We start from the raw sequence: 25,694 nt of genomic DNA on the forward strand, positions 1-25,694 counted from the left end.
TGCCGGGGGCGGTCGGTACGCTGGCGATCATGTTCGTACTCGAATTGACCTACACGGCGCCCGTGGAACGCGTGGACGCACTGATGACCGACCACGTGACGTGGCTGGACGCGCAGTACGCGGCGGGCCACTTCCTCGCCTCCGGGCGGAAGCAGCCGCGCGACGGCGGGGTGATTCTCGCGGTCGCGGACTCGCGGGAGGAGATCGAGGCGGTGGCGGCGGGGGACCCGTTCGTGACGGGTGAGGTGTGCGAATACCGGATCACGGAATTCGTGGCCACGAAGACGGCGCCGGGGCTGGAGGCCTACCGCCAGCAGCCGGTGACGTAGAAACGCCACGACCGGCCGGTGCCGCATGGCAGGGGGCAAGGCATGCCACCCAGCCCGTCGAGCGGTGTCGCGCCTGCGGCGGGCGATGCCCCACCCCACCCCTTCACCTAAACCGCTCCGCGGGGCCAGGGGTTCGCACGCGCGGGCCGGTGGGTGGTTGCTCGCGCAGTTCCCCGCGCCCCCAACTACGAGTACTCAGGGGCGCGGGGAACTGCGCGGCCAGCCACGAACAACCCGCACATGACCACCGGCCGTGGCCGGGCCCGCCACCTGCTCGCCCCCGGTCGGCAGCCCACCCACCCCCGCCCGGGCCGGGGTCTGGGGCGGAGCCCCAGTTTCGGGAAGGGGCGGGGAGGGGAAAAGCCCGCGCAGCGGACCCCCGCCCCCGACCCCCCGCCCGGTCTCAGAAGGCGAGTCTCCCCACCCTCCCCCTCTCCCCCGCCGCCCAGCACCCCAAGTCCCCCGTACACGTCACCGTGTCGAACGACCCCTCATCGATCTTCCGCCACGACCGCCCCGCGTTCAGCGTGAGGTCCGTGCCCGTCGGTCCCACCGCCAGGGCCACCGACCGGCTGCGTGGCAGCCACGTGACGCCCGAGCGGTATTCGGTCGGGGAGGTCGTTGCCTCGTGCCAGTGGCGGCCGCCGTCCGAGGTGCGGGCCGCGGACTTCGGTGACGGCTGGCCCGCGCGGTAGTCACCGCCGACCGCGATCCCGTGCGTACGGTCGCGGAAGGCCACGCCGAAGACTCCTCGGGCCGGGTCTCCCCCGGGGATCGTCGTGTCCGTGACCTTCCAGGTGTGGCCCCGGTCCGCCGAGTGCATGATCCGGCCGCGCGCCCCACCGCCCGTGGCCAGCCACACGTCCCGCGGGCCGTTGCTCACCAGGCACTGGCCGCTCGCCGCGAAGCCCGCCTCGCCGGGCAGGGCGTCCGGCATCCCGGTGTTCGGCAGGACCTTCCAGGACTTGCCTCCGTCGCCGGTCGACAGGATGCGGTACTTGCCGTCCACCGGGTCGCTCATCGCCAGCCCGTTGCGGCTGTCGAAGAAGGTGAGGCAGTCGTAGAAGGCCTTGGGGTCGGGGTTGCGGAAGGTTTCCGTCCAGGTGCGACCGCCGTCTTCGGTGCGGTACGTCCGGGAGGCCTCGCCCTCGCCGATGGCCAGGACCACCGCCCGTCGGCCGTCGAAGGCCTCGATGTCCCGGAATTCGAGTGCGGCCGCTCCCGGCGGCGATACGTTCGCCCACGTCCTGCCGCCGTCCGAGGTGCGCAGCACGGTGCCCTTGGAGCCCGCCACCCAGGCGGTGTTGCGGTTCACCGCCGCGAGGCCTCGGAACCGTACGTCCGTCACTCCCGTGTCCGTCAGCTGCCATCCCGACCGGAGCCGCGCGTCAGCGTGAGCGTCCGCACCCGCGCCCGCGTCCGCCGCCTGTGCCGGTGCGCCTACCAGCGCGGCCGCCACCGCCGCCATGCCCAGCCCCAGCGACACCATTCGTCTCGTGTTCCCCATACCCCTCATGGCGCTGGAAGCTAGCCGACCGGACTGCTGTCGTCCAGAGTGCGGCCAGGGGCGCCCGTTCCTATGGTGGTGGGGAACCGAGGAGGAGCAGGTATGGCCGGTACGGCAGTCGAGATCGTCGATGCGCGGGACTCCGGGCAGTACGAAGCCCGCGTGGACGGCGTCGAGGAGCCCGCGGGCCTCGCGCAGTACATGCGGACCCACGAGCTCATCGCCTTCGTGCACACCGAGGTGGACCTGGCCCACGAGGGGCGCGGCATCGGCGGCGCACTCGTCCGGCGCTCGCTCGACGACGCGCGGGAGGCCGGGCTGCGGGTGCTCGCCGTCTGTCCGTTCTACGCGGGCTGGATCGCCAGACATCCCGAGTACCAGGACCTGCTCTACAAGGGCGACAGCTCGGTCAAGGACTGACCTCTCCACGAGAAGAGCTCCACGAGGAGGCCTCATGGCCGACGAAGCACGCAAGGTGAAGGAGTACCGGGGCGAGCAGGTCGCCGTGACCTTCGAGCCCGCTCGCTGTCTGCACGCCGCCGAGTGCGTACGCGGGCTGCCCGAGGTATTCGACCTGGCGCGGCGGCCGTGGATCAGCCCGGACGACGCGGCGCCCGAATTGGTGGCCGAGGTGATCAGACGGTGTCCCAGCGGTGCGCTGCAGTACCGGTTCCCCGGCGGGCCCGCCGAGACCGCCGAACAGCCGACGGTGATCTCCCGCAATGCGACCGGACAGCTCCTGATACGAGGGGAACTCACGGTCGAGACTTCACACGGTCCGCACCATGAGACACGGGTGATGCTGTGTGGCTGCGGTGACAGCGGGAACCAGCCCTACTGCGACCACGCAGGTGCCTGCGGAGCGACGTGAGCCGAGGCCGGAAGAGGGGCCGTCAGCGGAATCGAAAAGGGGATCGGGTATTGCCCGGCGCGCCGGGTGATGCAGCTCACGCCGTTTCCATGTGCACGGATTCGCGCGTTCCGACGTCCTACAGGGCGGCAGGACGCATCCACCGAGCATGAGAGGTGCTGGCCTTGTCCACCGTCATCGAGCAGGCCGTACAGGCCCGACTGATCTCCTCCGCGCCGCAGCTGGAGAACGTCCCCGCGACGCTCCACTACGACCGCGCGGATCCCTTCGCCGTACGCATGGCCTTTCCGCCCCCGGCCACCCTGGAGGGCATCGAGGTGGTCTGGACGTTCGCGCGGGAGCTGCTGGCGGCGGGGCTCGACGAGTCGGCCGGCGTGGGTGACGTACTGGTGCGGCCCTACGGGTACGGGCGGACGGTGCTGGAGTTCCACGCCTCCGAGGGGGTCGCGATGGTGCACATCCGCACCTCCGAACTGCGCCGCTTCCTGACGGAGACCCAGGAGCTCGTGCCGTCCGGCACCGAGCACCAGTATCTGGACGTGGACCAGGACCTGGCGGAACTGCTCAGCAGTTAAATCGTTTGCGTGCGTCGATCGGGCGGGCGTAGGCTTGCTCTCGCCCTGTTGTCGTTGATTGGAGAAGGCCGTTGCGCGTCTGAGGTCCGGGACACCGCGCCGCGAGGCAGCCACCCATGAGTGTGCTGCGACATTCCGCGTGCCGTGTGCGACCTCGGCGTTCGAGCCGTCTTTCTCCCCGCAGGGCCTCTTCCGTGCTTCTGTTCCGTCGCAGCTCTGCTGGCTGTCGTCGCCGTTCCGGCGCGCTCTGCTGACGGTCTGACGCAGGACTCAGGACCCTTCCCGCCGAGGAGAATCCGCCCCGGCACGAGGTCCGCACGTTTCTCCGGTGTCTCCACAAGTTGCCCCGCTCCACTCACGCAACCAGGAGGCCCTCTTGTCCGCCTATTCCCACGCACAGTCCCCCAGCACTTCGCTCACCTGCACCGCCCTGTCCTTCTCCTGGCCCGACGGCACCCCCGTCTTCGAGGACTTCCAGCTGGCCGTCGGCCCCGGCCGTACCGGCCTCATCGGGGTCAACGGATCCGGGAAGTCGACCCTGCTGAAGCTCTTCGCCGGAGCGCTCACCCCCTCCGGGGGCAAGGTGAAGGTGGCCGGCAGCATCGGCTACCTGCCGCAGAACCTGGTGCTCGACACCGGGCTCAAGGTCGACGAGGCCCTGGAGATCGCGGAGACCCGCGCCGCGCTGCACGCCATCGAGGCCGGTGACGCCAGCGAGGAGAACTTCACCGCCGTCGGCGACGACTGGGACGTGGAGGAGCGCGCCCGCGCCACCCTCGACGGCCTCGGGCTCGGCCACATCGGCCTCGACCGCACCATCGGCGAGGTGTCCGGCGGCGAGTCCGTACTGCTGCGGCTCGCGGCCCTGCTGTTGAGCCGGCCCGATGTGCTCCTCCTCGACGAACCGACGAACAACCTCGACCTCCGGGCCCGGCAGCGGCTGTACGACGCCGTGTCGGCCTGGTCCGGGGTGCTCGTCGTGGTCAGCCACGACCGGGAACTCCTGGAGCGCGTCGACCAGATCGCCGATCTGCGCGACGGCGAGGTCCGCTGGTACGGCGGCACCTTCTCCGAGTACGAGGAGGCGCTCGCCGTCGAGCAGGAGGCCGCCACCCGCATGGTTCGGGTCGCCGAGGCCGACGTACAGAAGCAGAAGCGCGAACTGGCCGACGCACAGCTCAAGTTGGCGAAGCGCAAGAAGTACGGCCAGAAGATGGCCGAGCAGAAGCGCGAGCCCAAGATCGTGATGGGGCTGCGCAAGCGGGCCGCCCAGGAGTCGGCCGGCAAGCACAAGGCCATCCACACCGAGCGGCTGAAGGACGCCAAGGAGAAGCTCAGCGAGGCGGAGGAGCTGATCCGGGAGGACGCCGAGGTCCGCATCGAGCTGCCGTACACCACGGTCCATCCGGGGCGCGGCGTACTGCTCGTGAAGGATCTGGAGATGCCGTACGGGGCCGCCCTGGACGGGGAGTTCGAGCTGCGCGGCCCCGAGCGGGTGGCGCTGACCGGGCGCAACGGGGCGGGCAAGACGACCCTGCTGCGCACCATCGCCGGGCAGTTGGAGCCGGTCTCGGGCGAGGTGCGGCGGCTGGTGCCGCTGCGCTTCCTGCCGCAGCGGCTGGACGTGCTGGACGACTCGCTGAGCGTGGCACAGAACGTGGCGCTGCTGGCCCCTTCGGCGACCAACAACCTGATCAGGTCGCGGCTGGCCCGCTTCCTGTTCAAGGGCGCCAAGGCCGACCAGTCGGTGGGCACGCTGTCCGGCGGCGAGCGCTTCCGGGCGACCCTCGCCGCGCTGCTGCTGGCCGATCCTGCGCCGCAGCTGCTGATGCTCGACGAGCCGACGAACAACCTCGACATGGCGAGCGTGCGGCAGCTGACCGAGGCATTGCAGGCGTACGAGGGTGCGCTGATCGTGGCCAGTCACGACCAGCCGTTCCTGGACTCGATCGGGATCACCCGGCAGCTGCACCTCGGGGCGGATCAGGAGAGCGATGAGGACGAGGGGGAGCAGGAAGGAGAGCAGGCGGGCGACGGGGGTGAGGAGGGCTTGAGTCGGGCCGGGTAATACCAGACAGTGGGTGTCCGGTTTGGGTTCTAGCGTCGATGTCATGGCAATCGACGCAGCGAGCATCCTGGTCACGGGCGCGAGGGAGAACAACCTCAGGGACGTCTCCCTCGCCGTCCCCAAGGGCACCATCACCGTCTTCACCGGCATCTCCGGATCGGGCAAGTCCTCGGTCGTCTTCGACACGATCGCGGTCGAGTCGCAGCGGCAGCTCAACGAGACCTTCACCTCGTTCCTGCGCAACCGGCTGCCGAAGTACGCACGGCCGCAGGTGGACACCATCGACGACCTGTCGGTGGCGATCGTCGTCGACCAGAAGCCGGTCGGCGGCAACGTCCGTTCCACCGTCGGCACGATGACCGACATCAACGCGGTGCTACGGGTGCTGTTCTCGCGGCATTCCGTCCCGTCCGCCGGCCCGGCCACCGCGTACTCCTTCAACGATCCGAGCGGGATGTGCCCGGCCTGCGACGGCATCGGGCGCACCGTCCGGATCGACCTCGACAAGGCGATCGACTGGACGAAGTCGTTGAACGGGGGCGCGCTGCGGCTGCCCGGCACCCAGGTCGGCAGCTGGCAGTGGAACCTGTACGCGCACTCCGGCTTCTTCGACCTGGACAAACCGCTGAACACGTACACCGCCGACGAGCGGCAGTTGCTGCTGTACTCGCCCAAGGGCTCGGCGGGACAGCGGGTGGACGTGGCGGCGGACCGGGCGGGGTCGGCGATGGCCGAGTACGAAGGGGTCGTCGACCGGTTCGAGCGGCTGCACCTCAAGCGGGACACCTCGACGTTGTCCGCGAAGTCGCGCGAGACGGCGGCGGCGCTGACCGAGCAGGGGGTGTGCCGGGTGTGCGAGGGGGCGCGGCTGAACGAGGCCGCGCGCAAGTCGCGGATCGACGGGCTCTCCCTGCACGACTGGCTGCGCATGGAGGTCGCCGACCTGGTGGAGGTGCTGGGGCGGATCGACGACCCGGTGGCCACGCCGGTCGCGGAAGTGGCCCGGGACCGGCTGGAGCGGCTGGTGGGGATCGGGCTCGGCTATCTGAGTCTGGACCGGGAGACTTCCACACTGTCCGGCGGCGAGGGCCAACGGCTGAAGATGGTCCGGCATCTGGGGAGCTCGCTGACCGGGCTGACGTACATCTTCGACGAGCCGACGGTGGGCCTGCACCCGCGTGACGTGGGGCGGCTCAACGATCTGCTGGTGCGGTTGCGCGACAAGGGCAACACGGTGCTGGTGGTGGAGCACGACCGGGATGTGATGGCTGCCGCCGACCATGTGGTGGACCTCGGTCCGGGTGCGGGTGCCGACGGCGGGCTGGTCGTCTTCGAGGGCCCGTACGAGGAGCTGCGCCGCTCGGACACCCTGACCGGCCGCAGTCTGCGGCGGCACACCCCGCTGAAGGAGGCGGTCCGCTCCCCCACTGGGTGGCTGCCGGTGCGCGGCGCCGAACTGCACAACCTCAAGGGCGTCGACGTGGCGTTTCCGGTGGGGGTGCTGACGGTGGTCACGGGAGTGGCCGGGTCGGGGAAGTCGACGCTGGTGTCGGAGGTGTTCACGGCCGCGCACCCGGAGGCGATCGTGATCGACCAGAGGGCGATCGGGGTGTCGTCCCGCTCCACCCCGGCGACGTACCTCGGCATCATGGACACGATCCGCAGGCTGTTCGCCGAGGAGCACGGTGTCGATGTGTCGCTGTTCTCCTTCAACTCGGCGGGTGCGTGCGGGAATTGTGGGGGGCGGGGGTCCCTGTCGACCGATCTCGCGTTCATGGATCCGGTGACGACGGTCTGCCCGGCGTGCGAGGGCCGGCGCTTCGACGACGAGGTGCTGGAGTACCGGTGGCGCGGGCTCTCGGTCGTGGAGGTGCTGGAGCTGACGGTGGTGCGGGCGCTGGAGGTCTTCGACGATCCGGTGGTGGTACGGAAGTTGGGGACGCTGAATGACGTGGGGCTTGGCTATCTGACGCTCGGTCAGCCGTTGAGTTCGCTGTCGGGCGGTGAGCGGCAGCGCATCAAGCTGGCGACACAACTGCACCGTACGGCGAGCGTGTACGTCCTCGACGAGCCCACGACGGGGCTGCACATGGCCGATGTCGACACCCTGGTGGCGCTGATCGACCGGCTGGTCGACGCGGGCAACTCGGTGATCTGCGTCGAACACAACCTCGACGTGGTCAAGCGCGCGGACTGGGTGATCGACCTGGGCCCCGACGGGGGCAAGCACGGCGGCGAGATCGTCTTCGAGGGGACGCCGGAGGAGCTGCTGCGGCGGGGGGAAGGGTCGTTCACGGCGGAGTACTTGAGGCGCGATCTGGACGGGCGGGGCTGAAGGGGCGGGGGTGGGGCGTACGTTCGGGCGGGGGGGGGTGTGGCGCCGTTGCAGGTGGCGTCGCGCCCGCAGTCGCAGTCGCAGTACCTCGTTCTCGTACTCGTATCGGAGAAGCCTCGTGGCCAGCAGGAAAGCACTCATCCGCCGTCCGGGTCCGCGTCTCGCGGAAGGGCTCGTCACCCATCTCGAACGGAAGCCGGTGGACGTGGAGTTGGCGCTCGCACAGTGGGAGACGTACGTCTCGGTGCTGGACGCGTACGGATGGGAAACGGTCGAGGTGGAGCCCGCCGACGACTGTCCGGACGCGGTGTTCGTCGAGGACGCGGTGGTCGTGTTCCGCAACGTCGCACTGATGGCGCGGCCGGGGGCGGAGTCCCGGCGGGCGGAGACGGCGGGCGTCGAGTCCGTGCTGGTGGAGCGGCTGGGCTGCTCGGTGAACCGGATCCGCGAGCCGGGAACGCTGGACGGCGGGGACGTCCTCAAGATCGGCGACACGGTGTACGTGGGACGCGGAGGGCGGACCAACGCGGAGGGGGTGCGACAGCTCCGGGCGGCGTTCGAGCCGTTGGGGGCGCGGGTGGTGGCGGTGCCGGTGAGCCGGGTGCTGCACCTGAAGTCGGCGGTGACGGCACTGCCCGACGGCACCGTGATCGGGTACGCACCGCTGGTGGACAGCGTGACGGCGTTTCCGCGGTTCCTGGAGGTTCCCGAGGAGGCGGGAGCGCATGTCGTCGTCCTGAACGGGAACTCCGTACTGATGGCGGCGAGTGCGCCGAAGTCGGCGGAGCTCTTCTCGGACTTGGGTTTTTCTCCGGTTCCGGTGGACATCAGCGAGTTCGAAAAGCTGGAGGGCTGCGTGACTTGCCTCTCGGTACGACTCCGTGACCTGCATACATAACGGTACGTAGTGGTACGGGGCGGGCGGGGACTTGGCTCAGCGCTCACGCCGCGCTTAACCTACGGTCTCGTAACCTACGAATCCGTAGGTAACCGCCTTCGTCCCCGTCCCTTCAGGAGTACCCGTGACGATCACCTCTCCCCACCTCGGCAGCTCAGAGGCGTGGACCGACGCCAAGCTGCTGTTCGCGCTGGAAGAGGTGGTGGAGAAGGAGCTCAACCGCCACCTGAAGGTCACCAAGGACTGGATGCCGCACGAGTACGTGCCGTGGTCGGACGGCCGGAACTTCCCCGGCTACTTCGAGGACGGCGAGGCGTGGGACCCGGCACAGTCCAAGGTGACCGACATCGGCCGGATCGCCCTCGTGGTGAACCTGCTGACCGAGGACAACCTGCCGAGCTACCACCACGAGATCGCGTCCCTCTTCGGGCGGGACGGCGCGTGGGGCACCTGGGTGCACCGCTGGACGGCCGAGGAGGGCCGGCACGGCATCGTGATGCGCGACTACCTGCTCGCCTCGCGGGCGGTGGACCCGGACAAGCTGGAGCAGTTCCGGATGGCCCACATGAGCGAGGGCTTCGAGTCGGACAACCGGCACTCGATGCTGCACTCGGTGGCGTACGTGGCCTTCCAGGAGCTGGCGACGCGTATCTCGCACCGGAACACCGGGCACCAGTCGGGCGACCCGGTCTGCGACCGGATGCTGGCGCGCATCGCGACCGACGAGAACCTGCACATGGTCTTCTACCGGAACCTGCTCGGGGCCGCCTTCCAACTGGCTCCTGATCTGACGATGCAGGCCGTGCGGGACGTCGTCGTGAACTTCCGGATGCCGGGACACGGCATGCCGGGCTTCGAGCGGGCGGCCGCGCAGATGGCGATCGGCGGGGTCTACAACATCCGCATCCACCACGACGACGTGATCCAGCCCGTGCTGCGGTACCTGAAGGTGCTGGACATCGACGGGCTCGGCGCGGAGGGGCTGAAGGCTCAGGAGGAGCTGGGGCTGTACATGGGCGGGCTGGACTCGGAGGCGACGAAGTTCGACGAGAAGCTGGCGGCGAGGCTGGCGCGGAAGGCGGCGCGGGCGCAGGGCTGAGTTCCGGGGGCGGGGCGGTTCCCGGCTTGGGCTGCCGCCCGGGCGGGTCGCGCGGATGGCGCCTGCGGCGGGGTACGGGTGCGGGTGCGCGCCGACCTGAGCTCGCCACCCGAGCGGGTCGCGCCTGCGGCGGAGTGGGTCCGGTCTGGGCGTGCCGCCCGGACTGTGCGAGGGGGTCGCGCCTGCGGCGGGCGATGCCCCTCCCCACCCCTTCACCTAAACCGCTCCGCGGGGCCAGGGGTCTACGACGCGCGGGTGGGTTCGTGGTTGCTCGCGCAGTTCCCCGCGCCCCTGGCGTCTCCCCTTGGGCGGCGGGGCCGCCCCCCGGGGGCGGGACGGGCGGGCAAGGGGGCGGCCACTCGCTCCCGCCCGCTCCTCGTTGCCCGCCTTACGCGCCCGGCTTCGTGACGATGCCCAAGGCCTCGTCGCGTACATCCCTCAGCCCGTGGCCTCTCAGCGCGGCCAGCTCCCCCCGCCACTCCCCCGCCCAGTTCGTCCGCGTTCCGCACGCCTCCGTGAGCGCCGCCGCCAGCAGCCCCGTACCGTGGCCGCCGTCCGCGACCAGGCGTCGTACCTCGCCCAGCAGGACCGCCGGATCGCCCTCCGGCCGGTACCCGCCGACCCGCTCGCCCAGCGTCTCCGCCACCCGTACCGCCGATGCCGGGCGGCCTTCCAGCAGTCGGGCCAGACTGGTCAGCGCCGGACCCGGACCCTCCGCGTCCAGGTCCAGCCCCCGCACCAGCAGGTCCGCCGCGTACGGCACGAACTCCTCGTGCCCAGCGAGCACTTCACCCGCCGCCCACAACGCCGGACGCGCCGTCTCCGGCCGCGGCGCTCCCCAGTTGCCGTCCGCCAGTCGGCACAGCTCAGTGACCAGGTGGTCGAGGCGGCGACGGGCCGGCAGGTCCTCGTTCGGTTCCTCCGTCGTCGCGAGGATCTCCAGCGCACGGTGCACGGCTGTCCGGCTCTCGCCGTGGGCCAGCGCACCCGCCACCAGTGCGTCCGTCGCCGGCCGCCAGCGCCGCAGGTCGGTGAGGTCGGTGAGTGCCGTCACCAGGACGTCCGTGGCGCCGGGCAGCCACCGCGCCCACGTCCCCAGCGCGGCCAGCGCGGGCGCCGCGAGCTCCGCGTCGTCAGTGCCGCACACCTCCCGCACCAGGTGCGCGTAGCGCGGGCGCAGTCCGGTCGCGAGGTCTCCCGGGGTGATGCCCAGGACCGCCGTCCGGAGCACCGTGGCGCTCCCCGTCGCCGCGTCCGCCAGCATTTCCCAGGTGCGCTCGTCGCCCAGCAGACGCGTCGCGTGGGTCACGCATGCGGCCCGGACGTCGCGGTGCCTGTCCGGGGTCGCGTAGGTGCGCGTCACCAGGTCCACCGCGTCCGGCAGCGGGAGGCGCAGTGCGGCCAGGCGTACCGCTTCCTTCGCGCTGGTGACCTTGACCTTGACCTTGACCTTGCTGGGCCGGGCCGCCGGGTCCAGGAGGTCGTGGAGCAGGCCCGCGAGTACCGAAGGGCGGGCGTGGCGGGAGGCGCCGGTGGCCGCGAACACGGCGGCCCGGGCCCGGTCCGTGCCCGCCAGGGCGAAGAGTTCCGGGAGGGTGTCGGCCGGGCTGTCGGTGGTGGCCAGGGCGGCCAGTGCCGACTCCGCTACGGCCACCTCCTCGTCGTCGGTCCAGCGGCGCACCTCGTCCGCCCCGATACCGGGCAGCTCCGCGAGGCGCGCGACGGCGGTCGCCCGCTCGTCCTCCCAGATGTCTTCGTCGTCCGCGATCGCCGCCAACCGGCTTGCCGCCGCCTGGTGTTGGCTCGGCGTCCAGCAGCGGGCGGCCCTGCCCACCGGGAGGAGCCACGGCTCGCCCTCGTCGACGAAGCGGCCGGTGGGCGGGGTCTCGCCGAGCAGGTGGCCGAGCAGGTCGGTGCGCGCGGTGGTGAGCACCTCGAGCACGCGCGGCAGCACCGCGGCACCCGGCTCCTGTGCGAGCAGCCGTGCCACCTTCTCGCCCCGGCCGGCGGGCGGTGCCAGCCAAAGGTCGATCGCGGTGCTCGCCGTTTCCTTGTCCGTGGAACGGGTCGCCCGCCACAGGAGTTCCCCGAGTGCCGGAATCCGGTGCGCCGAACGGTCGAGTACGGACGCGAGGGTGAGGAGCAGCCGGTGGTCGCCCTTCTCCGCCGCCGTCTCCAGCGTGGGCAGCAGCGCCGTCACGACCAGGGTTTCGGCCCCCGTGGCGCCCGCGCCCAGGCGAAGGGCGCGCGGGTGCCAGGGGCCGCCGCCGAGGTGGATCTCTCCGGTGGTGCGCGAAGTGCGGGCGAGGGTGCGCAGTGCCCATTCCACGAGCGGGTTCCCGGGGCCCCCGGGGGTCCCGGCGTTCCCGGCGTGCGTGCGCAGCAGTGACACCGCGAGTTTGCTGAGTTCCACCCGTACCTGCGACGAGGCGTCCCTGGCCTCGGCCGCGTCCGTGGCGATCCGGTCGAGATGCGGGACGGACGTCTCGCGCAGCAGCCGCACGGGCGTCGCCGCCAGGGCTGCCAGTGCCGGGCTCCGCACCGGGTCCTGCTCGTTGCGCAGCCGCGCCATCTCCGCCAGTACGGCGTCCACGGCCGACGCGTCGCCGCTCAGGGCCGCGTTGCGGATCAGCAGGGGCCACGCCAGGGCGCGGTCGTCGGCGTCGGGGCGGTGGGTGGCGGCGATCAGCCGGTCGCGCACCTCGGCATGCGGAAGGAACTGCTCCGCGCGCAGGACCGTGTTCCGGTCGAAGGCGAGGGAGCGGGCCCGGTCCGCCACCTCGCGGGCGAATCCGGCGACCTCGCTCCGTGGCAGGGCGCCCAGCACCGACTCGTCCACGATCGCGATCGTCTCCGCCCGCGTGCCCTCGACCGAGGCGCGGTACAGCGCGACGCGACCGGACGGCGGGACCGCCGCCAGCAGGGTCAGCAGGGCGTGGTGCCCCGCCAGGGCCCGGCCGTACGCCACCACCAGGTCGTACGGGGCGTGGCGGGCGATCCGCCGCAGGACGGGAGCGCGTACGTAGCCGCCGATGGACACCAAGAGGCCGAAGGGGGTCAGCAACAGCCGGAGCAGCCGCTCGGGTTCGGCCGTCGCGAGCACCCCGAGGCGGTCGCGCAGCCCGTCCGGCAGCCGGGCGGGCGGGTACGCGCCGAGCAGGTCGATCACCCGGCCGGGCAGCGCGCGCAGCTCCGGACCGACAGGCTCACCCGACCCCGACCCCGACCCCGACCCCGAGCCCGCATCCGTTCCCGCAGCCCCCGCCACCAGCGCCACCGCGCCCCCGAACCGCCCCCACCAGGCCTCGCGCCACCCCTCCGGCTGTTCGGCCAGGTCCGCCGCCAGGGCGTCCAGCAGCAGTGCCGGGTGCCGCTTGGCGAGGGCGGTCCAGCTCCGTACGGCGTGGAAGAGGCCGGGCAGCAGCCGCCGTACGGTGTCCGCGCCGCAGCCGGGCAGCAGCCGGGCGGCCTCGTGGTCGCCCCAGGTCGCGCGTACCTCGTCGGCCAGCCGGTCGGCGAGGGCGGGGCGGCAGCCGGTGGCGAGGTGGCGCAGCAGGTCCCTCCGTACGACCGCGGGGGCGTCGTCGAGCGCGGTCACGAAGGCCTCGTCGGGCACGCCCAGGCTCTCCGCGGCCCGCAGCGCATGGCCTCGCACGTAACGATCCGGGTCGTCGAGTCGGGCGGCGATCCAGTCGGTGTCCCGGCCCACCGAGGCGGCGACGACGGCCAGTCCGCGTCCGTACGGACCCCGCCCGGCCAGCTCCTCCAGGACCGGCCCCAGCATCCCCTCGGAGACCAACTCCCCTGCACAAGAAGCAAGTTGACGCAGGCGTTCCGGATGAGGAAGCGGGTCGATGGCGTCGAGCAGCCGGTCGGTCCTGCGCTGTGCGGTGAGGGGCATGTGGGGATTGTGCCCTCCTGTTGCGCAGAGGTGTAATGAATTTGGCGGGGAGCACCTCGCCGGACCGCCTCCGGCGCCACGTAATCTGTCCGGCGTGAAACCTCTGACCCGTCTGTTCCTCATCGGCGCCCCGGTCGCCATCGTTGCCACCGCCATATTCGGCGGCGCTCCCGGCGGGGACGACCCCATCTACGAAGAGCCCACCGAGTACGGCGGCGAGGCGGCCGGTGAGCCCGAGAAGCCGAAGACCGACCAGGAACTCATAGCCAAGCTGCCGCCCGGTCTCGCGGACCCCGCCGTCAAGGAGCGGGCCGCGCAGATCATCTCCACGGCGGAGAACTCCACGCTCAACTGGCGCGGCCAGTACTCCTCGATCCGCGACGTCGGTGACGGCAACGGCTACACGGCCGGAGTCATCGGCTTCACCTCGGGCACGCACGACATGCTCCAGCTGATCCAGGACTACACCAAGACGCACCCGGACAACTCGCTCGCCCGCTTCCTGCCCGCTCTCGTCGAGGTGGACGGCAGCGCCTCCCACGAGGGTCTGGACCCCGGCTTCACCCAGGCGTGGAAGCACGCGGCGAAGGAGCCCGACTTCCGCAAGGCGCAGGACGACGCCCGCGACAAGTACTACTTCAAGCCCGCGGTGGACCTCGCCAAGATGGACGGCCTGGGCACGCTCGGCCAGTTCATCTACTACGACGCGATGGTCCTGCACGGCCCGGGCACCGACAAGCGCGGCTTCTACGGCATCCGCGAATCGGCGCGCAAGAAGGTCAAGGCCCCCTCCGAGGTCGAGGGCAAGGCGAAGGCCAAGGCCGAGAAGGACTATCTGAACGCCTTCCTCGACGAGACCCGCGAAGTGCTCCGGACGAAGAAGACGCTGAACGACACCTCCCGGATCGACACCGCGCAGCGGGAGTTCCTCAAGAAGGGGAACATGAACCTCAAGCCGCCGCTGACCTGGAAGATGTACGGGGAAGAGTTCCGCATCACCAACTGAGGAACCGGGCCGAGGGGGTCGCTGCCGTGCCGTCCGGGGCGAGCACGTCGTTGCCGGGGAGCTTGCCCGGGACCTTGCAGGGGGTCTTCTGGCGGGGCCGGTCCCCGCTGCAGCTCCTGCTGTCCCTCGCGGAACCCGGTCACTCGGGTCCGGCCGAGGAGCGCGTGGTGCGCGAGTGGCGGGAGCGCCCGCCCTCGCCCTCGTCGCACCTGTACGCCGTCGTCCATCCGCCCTCCAGCCACCTGTGGATGCTCCAGCACGACGACCCCGAGCTGAACGCCGTCGTCTACCGGTCACGGATCCTGGAGGGGGTCATCCGTGACGAGATACGGCAGGGGCTGCCGTTCGCCCCGGGCGCCCGTGAGCGGGTGCCGGTGCTGGACTCCGTACGGCTGGCCGGGGACGCCACGGCGGACGAGTTCCGGTTCGGGGACCCGGCGGAGCTGGTGGCCGCGCTCCGGGCTGGCGCCACCATGCGGCGGGCCAAGAAGGCCGCGCGCCGGGTCGGCCGGGACGACTGGGGGACGGTCGTCCGGGCGGACCGGCAGGAGCCGTTTCCCGGGTACGCGCGCTGGTCGCTGGCCATCCGGCCCGACTGCCCGGACTGGGCCCGCGCCTGCTTCGACACGCACCCGGCGTTCGCCCAGCGGCTGCGGAAGGCCGGTATCTACGACAGCCCGCGCCATCTGCTGGAGACGCACCGGCCCGCGATCCAGGCGCTGGCGGTCCTGCACCACGGCCTCACCGCCTTCCCGGACCGCCGGGACGCCGTCGGCCCGCTGCGCGCTCTGGTGCGCGGCACGCTCGGCGCCGACACCGCAGCCTGGGCCCATCTGGCGCGGCTACTCCCGGAGTTCACGGGTACGGTGCCGGAACTCTTCGACGACGTACGGGCGCGCCGTCGCAAGCGACGGTGAGATGAGCGGCGGCCCCGGTCGGATTCGAACCGACGTATCCTCACCCGCTGAATGAGCGCGTCTACCTCTGCGCTACAGGGCCGCCACGTCACTGCGGGCGGCCGGATTCGAACCGGCGTACCCTCACCTGCTGAATGAGCGCGTCTACCTCTGCGCTACGACCCGCGGTGACCGGGCCGATCCTAACCGCCGGTGTCAACCCTGCCGGTGTCAACCCTGCCGGTGTCAACTGCCCTCGCGGGCATCCTCCCTGATCAGCTCCGCCGCCTTCTCCGCGAGCGCCACGGTCGGCGCGTGGGTGTGGCCGCGGGTGATGTTCGGCATGACGGAGGCGTCCACGACCCGTAGCCCGTCCACTCCCCTGACCCGCAGCCTGGGGTCGGTGACCGAGCCCCCGTCGCGGCCCATCCGGCAGGTGCCGGTGGGGTGGTAGAGGGTTTCGAGGGAGCCGCGCAGGGAGGCGATGAGTTCCTCGTCGCCGACGACGCCCGGGTAGCGGCCCATCGGCCCGCTCGTGTACGGGGCGAGGGCGCGCCCGGCGAAGAGGCTCTCCGCGCGCCGTACGCCCGCCACGATCCGGCGCAGATCCAAGTCGTCGGTGAGGTAACCGGGTTCGATGCGCGGCCCGTCGGCCGGGTCGGGGCCGGCCGGGGTGATGCGGCCGGAGCTGGCGGGCTGGAGCAGGACGACACCGATGGTGAGTCCGTGTTCGGTCGGCGGGGTGAGCCCGTGGTTCACGAACGGCACCGGCGCGAAGATCAACTCCAGGTCGGGGGCGTCGAGTTCGGGCGTGCTGCGGACGAAGGCGACGGCCTCCGCCACGTTCGAGGTCAGCGGACCGCGCCCGGCGACGAAGTAACGGGCGAGGTTCGCGGGGGTGTCGGCGCCGGTGAGGGTGACGGGGTTGTCGCAGCGCAGCGTGACGGCCGTCGACAGGTGGTCCTGGAGGTGCCTGCCGACGCCGGGCGAGCTGACGCGCGGAGTGATTCCGGCCTCGCGGAGCATGTCGCTCTCGCCGATTCCGGAGTGCATCAGGAGGTACGGGGAGCCGATGGCGCCCGCCGCGAGGATGACCTCGCGACGGGCGGTGAGCGTACCGGCGAGCCCGTCGGCCTCGACGCCGGTCACGCGGTGGGTGTCGCCGTCGAAGCGGAGCCGGCGGACCCTGGCCCCGGTCAGGACGTCGAGGTTGGGGCGGCGCCTGGCCGGCGCGAGATAGCCGTCGGCGGCGCTCCAGCGGCTGCCGCGCCGCTGGTTGAGCGGGGTGACGGCGCAGCCGCTGTGGTCGGGGCCGTTGAGCTCGGACAGTTCGCGGATGCCCGCCTCCCGGCAGGCGTCCATGAAGGCGCCGGTGATCGGGTTCGGGTCGCGCGGCGGCGAGATGAACAGCGGCCCCTCGGTGCCGTACACGCTGTGCGCCGGGGCGTCGCCGGTCCACCGTTCCGCGCGCCGGAAGTAGCGTACGAACTCGTCGTAGGACCACTCGTGGCCGGCCGCCTCGCCCCAGGCGTCGTAGTCGTCGCGGTGGCCGCGCACCCACATCATGGCGTTCATGGAGGAGCTGCCGCCGAGCAGATGGCCACGCGGCCAGTACAGCTCGCGCCCGCCGAGGGCTTCCTGCTTGGTGGTGCGGAAGTTCCAGTCGTACGGGGTCCCGAAGAGCTTCGGGAAGGCTGCGGGCATCCGGATCTCGGGCTTGCTGCGGCGGTCGGGGCCGCCGGACTCGATGAGGGCGACGCGCACGGTGGGGTCCTCGGAGAGCCGGGCGGCGAGCACGCAGCCCGCCGATCCGGCGCCGACGACGAGGTAGTCGTACGCGAGGGTGGTTGCTGGTCCCGGCGTACGGGAAATGCGGCGGCTCAACTCGGCTCCCCTGGCTGACTGTTGGACACGGCGTCTACTACCGGTCCACAGCATGGCCGTCCGGAGGGCGCGTGACCAGGGGTGGTCGGGGGGCCGGGAGGGGCTCAGCCGGTGTGGCGCGTGCGCCGAAGGTCCTGGCGTTCCTTCTCGGAGAGGCCGCCCCACACGCCGAAGCGCTCGTCGTGGGTGAGTGCGTAGTCGAGGCAGACGCTCTTCATCTCGCAGGCTCCGCACAGCTGCTTGGCCTCGCGGGTGGAGCTGCCGGGCTCGGGGAAGAAGAACTCCGGTCCGGTCTGGGCACACAGGGCATCGTCCTGCCAGGACAGTGCGCTGTCGGTGGCGCTGGGGCTGAGGCGGGGGGAAATGGTGTCGATCGGCATGGGGCACACGCTGCCCGTCCCCGATCAACATTCGATCAACGCGCCGTCAATGGCCTCGCGCGGCAGGCCCGGGGAACGGGTGCTGCGCCATTGCAGCACCCGCGCGCCGGATCGCCAAAGCATTGCGTCTGTCCCTCGTGTCGCCCGAGGGACGGTCCGTTCGGGTCGCTCCGGTCAGGCCGCCGCGCCCGCATCCGGCGCGTGTCCGTGGGCGTGGGCCGGGGCCTTGTTCCGGCCGCCCGGGTGGCGGTGGCGCCACACCCAGAACACCGCGCAGGACACCAGCGCCCAGGCGGCGAGCACCAGGAAGGGCTTCAGGTGCTGGTGGCCCTGGAAGTACACGGCGGTGTGCTGGGCGTTGACGGACGCGCCCGGCGGCAGCCACTGCCCGATGTGGCCGAGTGCCGAGGGCAGCAGCGGCCAGGACACGGCGCCGCCCGACGACGGGTTGCCGAGGAGCACCATCAGGCCCCAGGTGGGGATCATCGCCCAGCGGCCCATCATGGTGTTGAACATGCTGAAGACCATGCCCGAGGTGAACATGGTCAGCGCCAGGATCAGCCACGACTCGACGAACGGCAGGTCCAGCGCACCCAGCAGCCAGTCCACCACCGCGGCGATGGCGAAGGCCCCGAGCAGCGCGTAGGCGGCGGTGAAGGCGATACGTTCGGCCGGGTTCAACCCCCTTGCGTGGACGCTGAGTTGGATGGCGCCGACGAAGCCGATGATGACCGCGGCGAGCGAGATGTAGAAGAGGGCGAGGCCGCGCGGGTCGCCCGGCTGGAGCGGTTTGACGTCCTTGACGGTGACGTCGATGCCGGCTGCCTTGCCGACCTTCACGCCGGTCTCGGCGAGGAGCTGTGCCACGGAGGCGCCGGACGCGCCGGACAGGTCGAGGTTCAGCGCCCGGTCCCCCCGCGCCCGGATGACGGCGAACGCCTGCTGCTCGTCCATCGCCTCGCGCGCCGACGCGTACGACGGGTGGTCGGTGACCTCCAGCGAGCCGGGCAGCGCCTGGTCCGTCCCGGCGATCAGTGCCTTGACCTGCGGCGCGTTCGGATCCCCGGCCACGGCCACCGGGATCCTGTGGGGGGTGGGGTTGGCCATCGTGTACGTGTAGGAACCGGCGAAGAGTCCGGCGGCGACGGCCAGGATGAAGACCAGTACGGTCGCGGGCAGGAACGGCGAGTCCTTGAACGCGGCCCACTTCTCGGCCCCGGTCCTGACCCGGCCGTGCGCACCGTGCGGCCCGTGCGAGCCGTGTGGCCCGTTCGCGCCACCGTCGGTGGGCACTTCGCCCGCATCCGGTATCTCGCTGCTCATCCCGCTCCCTCGCCCTCTTCCTTGCTCTCGTTGCTCTCGTTCTTCGCGTGCTTGGCACGGCTGGGGGCGACCCGTTTCGGTTCGCCCGGCATCTTGGGGTAGTCCGGCGGGTACGGGAGGTCGCCGAGCCCCCGGTCCCGCGCGTCCGCCTCCGCCAGTTCCAGGAGGGAGTCGAGACTGAAGGAGTACTCCTCCAAGTCCGCGTGTACGTCGCCCAGTTCGGCGAACCTGGCGGGCATGGTCGCCACGTCGAAGTCCTCCGGGCGTACGTCGTCCAGCTCCTCCCAGCGCAGCGGCGCGGACACCGGCGCGTGCGGCTTGGGGCGGATCGAGTAGGCGGAGGCCATGGTGCGGTCGCGGGCGGTCTGGTTGTAGTCGACGAAGATGCGCCGGCCGCGCTCCTCCTTCCACCAGGCGGTCGTCACCGCGTCCGGCAGCCGCCGCTCCAGCTCGCGGCCGACCGCGATGGCGGCACGTCGTACGGCGGTGAAGTCCCAGCGCGCCTCGATCGGCACGAACACGTGCAGTCCGCGTCCGCCGGACGTCTTGGGCCAGCCGCGCAGCCCGTGCTCGCCGAGCAGGGCGCGGAGCTCGTGGGCGACCCGTACCGCGTCGGCGAAGTCGGTGCCGGGCTGCGGGTCGAGGTCGATGCGGAGCTCGTCGGGGTGGTCGGGGTGTTCCCGGCGTACCGCCCAGGGGTGGAAGGTGAGGGTGCCCAGGTTGGCGGCCCACAGGACGGCGGCGAGCTCGGTCGGGCAGATCTCGTCGGCCGTACGCCCGCTGGGGAAGGCGATCCGGGCGGTGGGGAGCCAGTCGGGAACGTTCTTGGGGGCCCGCTTCTGGTAGAACGACTCGCCCTCGACGCCGTCGGGGAAGCGTTCCAGGGTGGTCGGTCGTTCGCGCAGTGCGCGCAGAATGCCGGGGCCGATGGCCAGGTAGTAGCGGGCCACGTCCGCCTTGGTGAAGCCCCGCTCGGGGAAGTAGACCTTGTCCGGGCTCGACAGCCGCACGGCCCGCCCTCCTGCGTCCAGCTCGATCGCTTCGCCCGTCTTGCCCATGTGCGCCACGGTAGGCCGAGCCTACATATGCCGCATATCGGGGAATCGGGCAGGGTCGGACCTATGGCACCAAATGCTGCTGACCCCTCGGAACCCGTTCACCGGATGAATCTGCCGGTGATGCCCCCGGTGAAGCCGATGCTGGCCAAGTCCGTGAAGAAGATCCCGCCCGGCATGCAGTACGAGGCCAAGTGGGACGGGTTCCGGGCGATCGTGCACCGGGACGGCGGCGAGCTCGTGATCGGCTCCCGCACCGGCAAACCGCTGACCCGCTACTTCCCGGAACTGGTCGCCGGGCTGCTGGCCGAGCTGCCGCAGCGCTGTGTGGTCGACGGAGAGATCGTCATCGCCCGGGACGGCCGCCTCGACTTCGAGCTCCTCTCCGACCGCATCCATCCGGCGGACTCCCGCATCACGCTGCTCGCCGAGCGGACCCCGGCGAGCTTCGTGGCCTTCGACCTGCTGGCGCTGGAGGACCTGGCACTCTTCGACGTCCCGCTGGAGCAGCGTCGCAAGGCCCTCTCCGACGTGCTGGAGGGCGCCGGTCCGCCGGTCCACCTCGCACCGGCGACCACGGATCCGGAGGTGGCGGGGGTGTGGTTCGAACGCTTCGAGGGCGCGGGCCTCGACGGCGTCATGGCGAAGCCGCTGACGCTTCCGTACCGGCCGGACGCCCGTCTGATGTACAAGATCAAGCACGAGCGGACGGCGGACTGCGTCGTCGCGGGCTACCGCCTGCACAAGACGGCGGGCCCGGTGGTCGGCTCACTGCTCCTGGGCCTGTACGACGCCGAGGGCACGCTCCAGCACGTGGGCGCGAGCTCCGCCTTCACGATGCAGCGCCGCAGGGAACTCATCGACGAACTGGCCCCGTACCGCCTGGACTCCCCGGCCGGGCACCCGTGGGCGGCCTGGGAGGACCAGACCGCCCACGAGGCGACGCGGCTGCCGGGCAGCCAGAACCGGTGGTCGGCGGGCAAGGACCACTCGTGGGTGGCACTGGCCCCGGAATTGGTCTGCGAGGTCGCCTTCGACCACATGCAGGGCACACGCTTCCGCCACACGACGCAGTTCCGCAGGTGGCGACCGGACAGGGATCCGCGCGGCTGTGGGTACGACCAGTTGGAGGAACCGGTGGGGTATGACTTGGCGGAGGCGCTTGGGGGGCCGCTGTAGAACGGCACTCTGGACGCTTGCTCCGGGGCCGGATGTGGGGCACCACCGCGCGACGCCGACCGGGCAAGCGCCCCAGGCCACTGAAGCGGGTCGCGCCTGCGGCGGGCAGATGCCCCTCCCCGCCCCTTCCCTAGACCGCTGGCCGCGGGGCCAGGGGTGGGGATGTGCGGGCCGGTGGTGGGTTGCTCGCGCAGTTCCCCGCGCCCCCAAAACAACCACTCGTGCCCAGCGCCGCACAGTTCCCGGCGCCCGTAAGCGACGAGTACTTCAGGGGCGCGGGGAACTGCGCGGCCAGCCACGAACAACCCGCACCTGACAACCGGCCGTGGCCGGGCCCGCCACCTCTGCCCCACCCCACGGCCCGGCAGCCCACCCGCACCGCCGGGGCCTGGGGCAGCGCCCCAGTTTCGGGAAGGGGCGGGGAGGGGAAACGCCCCGCGCAGCGGACTCCCGCCCACCCCCGCCCACACCAGCGAAGCTTGGCCCAGCGCCCCCCACGCGGCGGAGCCGCAAATGTCGCAGCCGGGAAGGGGCGGGGAGGTGAATGGCCCCGCGCAGCGGACCCCCGCCCAAACACCCCCTACCGCGAGGTGAGTTTCTCCCACTCCTCCCGCGTCGGCCCCACACCCCCCGGCACCCACTCCCCATGCTCCGCCAGCCACGCCTCCAAGTGCCTCTGGACCTCCGGATCCCCGTACGCCTCCCCCGGCGCCGCCAGCAAATGCCGCACCTTCGCCCGCGCCCGCCCCACCACCGGATCCTTCAGCCCGCACACCATCATCGCGGCCCGCACCCGCGCCGCCCCCGTCGGCGGTTCCGTGGAGCGTTCCGCGTAGCGTTCGCCGATGGCGTTGTCCGTCTGGACCTGGACGTCGAACCACGGGCGCAGCACCCTCAGCGCCCACGCGTGGTACTCCGCCGCGAACTCCACGCCCGCCGGGTCGGCGCCCTCCCCGACCCGTTCCGTCAGCCACCTCGCCTGCCACAGCGACAGTGAAATGCCCTGGGCCATCGTCGGGTTGGTGTGGGTGAAGCTGTCGCCGACCGCGATCAGGCCGCGCACCACCGGGCCCCGGTCGTCGACCAGTGCGCGCCAGCGGTTGTCGAGGCCCGCCATCGGCAGGACCTCCGAGAGCGGTTCCGCGTCCAGGGAGAGCCAGTCCGCGCCGGACGGGAAGCTGCGGGCCGCCGCCTCGAAGATGGCCGGGTCGCGCAGGGCCGTGCGCGTCGGGTCGTCCGTGTGGAGGAAGAGCGCGATGCCGAAGACCCGGTTGTCGGACGGGAAGACCGCGCAGCCGCCGAAGGGGCCGCCCGCCAGGGCCAGTGCGCCCTGGACCGGTTCCCGTTGGCCCTCGGCCCGTCGGTACCAGCGGCAGAAGTAGGCGACTCCGGTGCGGTGCCGTTCCACCACGGGGGGCCGGCAGCCCGCCTCGACGAGCCAGTCGCCGGTGGGCACCCGCCGGCCTCCGGAGTCGATGACGACGTCGGCGCAGTGGGTTCCGGATGCGGTGCGCAGGCCCGTCACGCGCGGCACCGAAGTCGCGGACGCGTCCGCGGGCTCGACCACCAGTCCCGTGACCTGTTCGCCGTAGCGCAGCGTCACGCCCGGTTCGGCGCGCAGTGCGTCGGTGAGTACCGACTCCAGCAGGATGCGGCGGGTCTGGAGCATGACCAGGTGTTCGTCGCCGGGGCGTGCGGGCGGGCGCCGGTCTCCGTACCAGTCCAGTTCGTGGTACTCGGCTGCGCCCCGTCGCAGCAACTCCTCGTAGATGTCGGGGAGTTCGGACATGAGTACGGCTCGGGCCGCGCCGACCAGGGTGTGCGGCTGGGTGGCCTGCGGGACCGTGGTGGGGCGCGGCCAGTCGAAGAAGTCGGCGTCGAGGTCCGTGCCGGGGGCTCGGGAGTCCCGTTCGAAAAGGGTGACGGGGTGGCCACGGCGGGCGAGGAGGAGGGCTGTGCTCAGTCCTGCGATTCCCCCGCCGATCACTGCGAATTCGGTCATTTCACGCGCTCCTCTGGGCAGTTGCTCCCGGGGTTGTGGTCAATCCCCCGGGAGCACCCTGCCCCGAACACGCACGCGGCGCACCTACGCCACGGTGACCGTGGCGTGTGCGCTGGCCGTGGAGCTGTTGCCCGCGTAGAGCACGATCTCGCCGGGTTCGACGACGAAGCGGCCGTCGAGGGCGTTGGTCCAGAATCCGAGGTCCTGTGCGCCGAGCGTGAAGCGGACCGTCGTACGCTCTCCCGGTTCCAGAGTGATCCGGCGGAAGCCGCGCAGGCGGCGGACCGGCTGGACGAGGGTGGCGACCGGGTCGTGGACGTAGAGCTGGACGACTTCGTCGCCCGTCCGTTCGCCGGTGTTGCGCACCGGCACTTCGACGGTGAGGGTTTCGCCGCGTCGCAGGCCGGCGGCGGTGATCCGGTCCGTGGCCGGTTTCGGGGCGCCGACCTCGAAGGTGGTGTAGCTCAGGCCGTGGCCGAAGGGGAACTGGGGCGTGCGGTCGACGTCCAGATAGCCCGTGACGAAGGTGTTCTGCGGGTTCGTGGGGTCGTAGGGGCGGCCGGTGTTCTCGTGGTTGTAGTGGACGGGGAGCTGGCCCGTGCTGCGCGGGAAGGAGGCGGGGAGTTTGCCGCCGGGGTTGACCTTGCCGTAGAGGACGTCGGCGACGGCGTTGCCGCCCTCGATGCCGGGGTGCCAGGCCTCCAGGACCGCCGGGGCGGAGTCGAGCCAGTTGCCGGTGGTGAGGGGGCGGCCGTTGAGCAGGACGACGACGAAGGGTTTGCCGGTGGCGGCTACTTGGGCGATCAGTTTTTCCTGGCCGTCGGGGAGTGCCAGGTCGCTGCGGGAGGCGGCTTCGCCGCTCAGTGCCGCCGGCTCGCCGACGACGACCACGACCAGGTCCGCCGCCGCGAGCGCCGCCGCGATGACGGCCGTGTCGGCGGCCGTGCCGGCGGATGTGGTGGCGCCCTTCGTGTGGGTCGCCCGTCCGCCGGAGTCGGCCGCGGCCTTCCGTACCCCTTCCAGCACGGTGACGGGAGGGAACTTCTCCCCGCCGGGGCCCGCCCAAGTGCCGTGCAGGTCACGGGAGTCGGCGAAGGGGCCGACCACCGCCACCGTCCTGCCCGGGGCGACGGGCAGCAGGGCGCCGTCGTTCTTCAGCAGCACCATCGACCGGGCGGCCACTTCGCGGGCGGCCTTCCGCGCGGCGGGCGTCGGCGCATCGACGGCGGCGGACTCGTCCGCGTACGGACTGCTGAAGAGTCCGAGGGCGTATTTGAGGCGCAGGATGCGGGTCACCGCGTCGTCGAGGCGGGCCTCCTTGATCCGGCCGTCCTTGAGCAACTGCGCGCCGTGGTCGGCGAGATGGGTGCTCACCATCTCCATGTCGACGCCCGCATCGAGGGCGAGGCGGCCCGCTTCGGCGCCGTCGGCGGCGAAGCCGTGCGGGAGGAGTTCGCCGACGCCGTTCCAGTCACTGACGACCGGGCCTTCGAACTCCCAGTCCTCCTTGAGGATTTCGGTGAGGGTGTGGGAGTTGGCGTGGGCCGGGATGCCGCTGAGGGTGTTGAAGGAGGCCATCACGGTGGCGCAGCCCGCGTCCATGGCGGCCTTGAACGGGGGCAGGTAGAGGTTGCGCAGCCGGGACTCCGACACGTCGACCGTGTTGTAGTCGCGGCCGCCCTCCGCCCCGCCGTACGCCACGAAGTGCTTGGCGCAGGCGGCGACGCGGTCGGCCGCCGCCAGTCCTTCTGGGCCTTCGCCCTGGTAGCCGCGGGTCTTGGCCGCCGCGTAGGCGGCCGTCAGGTACGGGTCCTCGCCGCAGCTCTCGGCGATGCGGCCCCAGCGCGGCTCGTGGGTGACGTCCATCATCGGGGCGAACGTCCAGTGGATCCCGTTGCTGCGGGCCTCCTTCGCGGAGACCTCGCCGTCGGTCCTGGCGACCTCGGGGTCGAAGGCGGCGGCCTGGGCGAGCGGGACGGGGAAGGTGGTCCAGAAGCCGTGGATGACGTCGAGGCCGAAGACGAGGGGGATGCCGAGCCGGGACTCCTCGACGGCGATCCGCTGGAGGGCGTTGCTGTGCCTGGCCCCGATGATGTTGAGGACGGAGCCCAACTTCCCCTGCCGCGCGGCTTCTTCGGCCTGTACGGTCTGGCTGCCGCCGGGGCCCGTCGCGCCGGTCCAGGCGAGCTGCTGGAGCTGGCCGAGCTTCTCCTCGACGGTCATCCGGGCGAGGAGTTCCCGGATCTCGGCCTCGTGGCCGGCCACCGGTGCGGCTGCCGCCGCTGCTTCGGGGGTGCCGCCCGCCGCTCCCGTCGCCGCGGCACCGCCGCCGGTCATCGCCGCGAGAAAGGTACGCCGTCCCAGGCCGCCGTCAGCCATGTGTTCA

Annotated in this window: 19 protein-coding genes and 2 tRNA genes; 11 read left to right on the forward strand and 10 right to left on the reverse strand. The window is 71.7% G+C overall.

The window, feature by feature from the left end; translation table 11 throughout:
• Window positions 1-29: 29 nt before the first annotated feature.
• The gene (locus tag ACZ5PB_RS00760; protein WP_468686599.1) at window positions 30-329 is read left to right on the forward strand and encodes a YciI family protein; all 300 of its coding nucleotides are present in this window, start codon (window positions 30-32) and stop codon (window positions 327-329) included.
• A gap of 403 nt (window positions 330-732) precedes the next feature.
• On the opposite strand, the gene ACZ5PB_RS00765 is transcribed toward ACZ5PB_RS00760, so the two are convergent.
• A complete protein-coding gene (locus tag ACZ5PB_RS00765) occupies window positions 733-1,836 on the reverse strand; it encodes a WD40/YVTN/BNR-like repeat-containing protein (RefSeq protein ID WP_468686600.1) in 1,104 nt (367 codons plus the stop codon).
• Window positions 1,837-1,938: 102 nt separating this feature from the next.
• Here ACZ5PB_RS00765 and ACZ5PB_RS00770 point away from each other — a divergent pair, with 102 nt between their 5' ends.
• The 7 genes from ACZ5PB_RS00770 (at window position 1,939) to ACZ5PB_RS00800 (ending at window position 9,682) form a co-directional block, all read left to right on the forward strand.
• Window positions 1,939-2,256 carry a GNAT family N-acetyltransferase gene (locus ACZ5PB_RS00770; RefSeq protein ID WP_468686601.1) on the forward strand — a complete coding sequence of 106 codons (318 nt, stop codon included), beginning with the start codon at window positions 1,939-1,941 and terminating at the stop codon, window positions 2,254-2,256.
• 34 nt (window positions 2,257-2,290) lie between these two features.
• The gene (locus tag ACZ5PB_RS00775) at window positions 2,291-2,707 is read left to right on the forward strand and encodes a (4Fe-4S)-binding protein (protein WP_468686603.1); all 417 of its coding nucleotides are present in this window, start codon (window positions 2,291-2,293) and stop codon (window positions 2,705-2,707) included.
• A gap of 164 nt (window positions 2,708-2,871) precedes the next feature.
• Window positions 2,872-3,282: a spore wall synthesis regulator SsgD gene (ssgD, locus tag ACZ5PB_RS00780; protein ID WP_468686604.1), complete on the forward strand. Its 411-nt coding sequence runs from the start codon at window positions 2,872-2,874 to the stop codon at window positions 3,280-3,282.
• Window positions 3,283-3,658: 376 nt separating this feature from the next.
• Complete coding sequence (locus ACZ5PB_RS00785) at window positions 3,659-5,350, forward strand: ABC-F family ATP-binding cassette domain-containing protein (RefSeq protein WP_468686605.1); 1,692 nt, start codon at window positions 3,659-3,661, stop codon at window positions 5,348-5,350.
• Between the two features lie 43 nt (window positions 5,351-5,393).
• On the forward strand, window positions 5,394-7,685 hold the full coding sequence (locus ACZ5PB_RS00790) for an ATP-binding cassette domain-containing protein (protein WP_468686606.1): 2,292 nt from the start codon (window positions 5,394-5,396) through the stop codon (window positions 7,683-7,685).
• A 118-nt stretch (window positions 7,686-7,803) separates the two neighbouring features.
• Complete coding sequence (gene ddaH / locus ACZ5PB_RS00795) at window positions 7,804-8,583, forward strand: dimethylargininase (RefSeq protein ID WP_468686607.1); 780 nt, start codon at window positions 7,804-7,806, stop codon at window positions 8,581-8,583.
• 124 nt (window positions 8,584-8,707) lie between these two features.
• Window positions 8,708-9,682, forward strand: a complete 975-nt coding sequence (locus tag ACZ5PB_RS00800; protein WP_468686609.1) for an acyl-ACP desaturase — start codon at window positions 8,708-8,710, stop codon at window positions 9,680-9,682.
• A gap of 388 nt (window positions 9,683-10,070) precedes the next feature.
• On the opposite strand, the gene ACZ5PB_RS00805 is transcribed toward ACZ5PB_RS00800, so the two are convergent.
• Window positions 10,071-13,583: a hypothetical protein gene (locus ACZ5PB_RS00805; protein WP_468686610.1), complete on the reverse strand. Its 3,513-nt coding sequence runs from the start codon at window positions 13,581-13,583 to the stop codon at window positions 10,071-10,073.
• A gap of 94 nt (window positions 13,584-13,677) precedes the next feature.
• Here ACZ5PB_RS00805 and ACZ5PB_RS00810 point away from each other — a divergent pair, with 94 nt between their 5' ends.
• Together ACZ5PB_RS00810 and ACZ5PB_RS00815 are read left to right on the forward strand one after the other, a co-directional pair.
• Complete coding sequence (locus tag ACZ5PB_RS00810) at window positions 13,678-14,589, forward strand: chitosanase (protein ID WP_468686612.1); 912 nt, start codon at window positions 13,678-13,680, stop codon at window positions 14,587-14,589.
• A 62-nt stretch (window positions 14,590-14,651) separates the two neighbouring features.
• Window positions 14,652-15,506: a hypothetical protein gene (locus tag ACZ5PB_RS00815; RefSeq protein WP_468686613.1), complete on the forward strand. Its 855-nt coding sequence runs from the start codon at window positions 14,652-14,654 to the stop codon at window positions 15,504-15,506.
• A gap of 9 nt (window positions 15,507-15,515) precedes the next feature.
• Here ACZ5PB_RS00815 and ACZ5PB_RS00820 read toward each other — a convergent pair.
• The 6 genes from ACZ5PB_RS00820 to ligD all read right to left on the reverse strand — a co-directional run bounded on the left by ACZ5PB_RS00820 (window position 15,516) and on the right by ligD (window position 20,130).
• A tRNA-Leu gene (locus ACZ5PB_RS00820) sits at window positions 15,516-15,588 on the reverse strand.
• A 10-nt stretch (window positions 15,589-15,598) separates the two neighbouring features.
• Window positions 15,599-15,672 (reverse strand) — tRNA-Leu (locus ACZ5PB_RS00825).
• A 59-nt stretch (window positions 15,673-15,731) separates the two neighbouring features.
• Window positions 15,732-17,369, reverse strand: a complete 1,638-nt coding sequence (locus ACZ5PB_RS00830; protein WP_468686614.1) for a GMC family oxidoreductase — start codon at window positions 17,367-17,369, stop codon at window positions 15,732-15,734.
• Window positions 17,370-17,473: 104 nt separating this feature from the next.
• Complete coding sequence (locus ACZ5PB_RS00835; RefSeq protein WP_468686616.1) at window positions 17,474-17,749, reverse strand: WhiB family transcriptional regulator; 276 nt, start codon at window positions 17,747-17,749, stop codon at window positions 17,474-17,476.
• Window positions 17,750-17,923: 174 nt separating this feature from the next.
• Complete coding sequence (locus tag ACZ5PB_RS00840; protein ID WP_468686617.1) at window positions 17,924-19,072, reverse strand: ABC-2 transporter permease; 1,149 nt, start codon at window positions 19,070-19,072, stop codon at window positions 17,924-17,926.
• Window positions 19,069-20,130 (reverse strand): non-homologous end-joining DNA ligase, encoded by a 1,062-nt coding sequence (ligD, locus tag ACZ5PB_RS00845; RefSeq protein WP_468686618.1) that lies wholly within the window; start codon window positions 20,128-20,130, stop codon window positions 19,069-19,071. The genes ACZ5PB_RS00840 and ligD overlap by 4 nt, the downstream gene beginning before the upstream one ends.
• A 105-nt stretch (window positions 20,131-20,235) precedes the next feature.
• On the opposite strand from ligD, the gene ACZ5PB_RS00850 reads away from it, so the two are divergent.
• A complete protein-coding gene (locus tag ACZ5PB_RS00850; protein WP_468686620.1) occupies window positions 20,236-21,306 on the forward strand; it encodes an ATP-dependent DNA ligase in 1,071 nt (356 codons plus the stop codon).
• 580 nt (window positions 21,307-21,886) lie between these two features.
• Here the strand turns inward: ACZ5PB_RS00850 and ACZ5PB_RS00855 are convergent.
• Both ACZ5PB_RS00855 and bglX read right to left on the reverse strand, forming a co-directional pair.
• Entirely contained in the window at window positions 21,887-23,308 is a 1,422-nt protein-coding gene (locus ACZ5PB_RS00855) for an NAD(P)/FAD-dependent oxidoreductase (protein ID WP_468686622.1), read from the reverse strand.
• An 84-nt stretch (window positions 23,309-23,392) separates the two neighbouring features.
• Window positions 23,393-25,687, reverse strand: coding sequence for a beta-glucosidase BglX (bglX, locus tag ACZ5PB_RS00860; protein WP_468686623.1), 2,295 nt, complete (start codon window positions 25,685-25,687; stop codon window positions 23,393-23,395).
• Between the last annotated feature and the right edge of the window lie 7 nt (window positions 25,688-25,694).

Source organism: Streptomyces sp. NPDC032721 (assembly GCF_055579625.1).

Excerpts from the sequence above, each read along its gene's own strand:
- bglX (WP_468686623.1), bottom strand. The coding sequence starts at position 25,687 with ATGGCTGACGGCGGCCTGGGACGGCGTACCTTTCTCGCGGCGATGACC.
- ACZ5PB_RS00850 (WP_468686620.1), top strand. The coding sequence starts at position 20,236 with ATGAATCTGCCGGTGATGCCCCCGGTGAAGCCGATGCTGGCCAAGTCC.
- ACZ5PB_RS00790 (WP_468686606.1), top strand. The coding sequence starts at position 5,394 with ATGGCAATCGACGCAGCGAGCATCCTGGTCACGGGCGCGAGGGAGAAC.
- ACZ5PB_RS00855 (WP_468686622.1), bottom strand. The coding sequence starts at position 23,308 with ATGACCGAATTCGCAGTGATCGGCGGGGGAATCGCAGGACTGAGCACA.
- ACZ5PB_RS00840 (WP_468686617.1), bottom strand. The coding sequence starts at position 19,072 with ATGAGCAGCGAGATACCGGATGCGGGCGAAGTGCCCACCGACGGTGGC.
- ACZ5PB_RS00775 (WP_468686603.1), top strand. The coding sequence starts at position 2,291 with ATGGCCGACGAAGCACGCAAGGTGAAGGAGTACCGGGGCGAGCAGGTC.
- ACZ5PB_RS00770 (WP_468686601.1), top strand. The coding sequence starts at position 1,939 with ATGGCCGGTACGGCAGTCGAGATCGTCGATGCGCGGGACTCCGGGCAG.
- ACZ5PB_RS00835 (WP_468686616.1), bottom strand. The coding sequence starts at position 17,749 with ATGCCGATCGACACCATTTCCCCCCGCCTCAGCCCCAGCGCCACCGAC.
- ACZ5PB_RS00805 (WP_468686610.1), bottom strand. The coding sequence starts at position 13,583 with ATGCCCCTCACCGCACAGCGCAGGACCGACCGGCTGCTCGACGCCATC.
- ACZ5PB_RS00765 (WP_468686600.1), bottom strand. The coding sequence starts at position 1,836 with ATGGGGAACACGAGACGAATGGTGTCGCTGGGGCTGGGCATGGCGGCG.
- ligD (WP_468686618.1), bottom strand. The coding sequence starts at position 20,130 with ATGGGCAAGACGGGCGAAGCGATCGAGCTGGACGCAGGAGGGCGGGCC.
- ACZ5PB_RS00760 (WP_468686599.1), top strand. The coding sequence starts at position 30 with ATGTTCGTACTCGAATTGACCTACACGGCGCCCGTGGAACGCGTGGAC.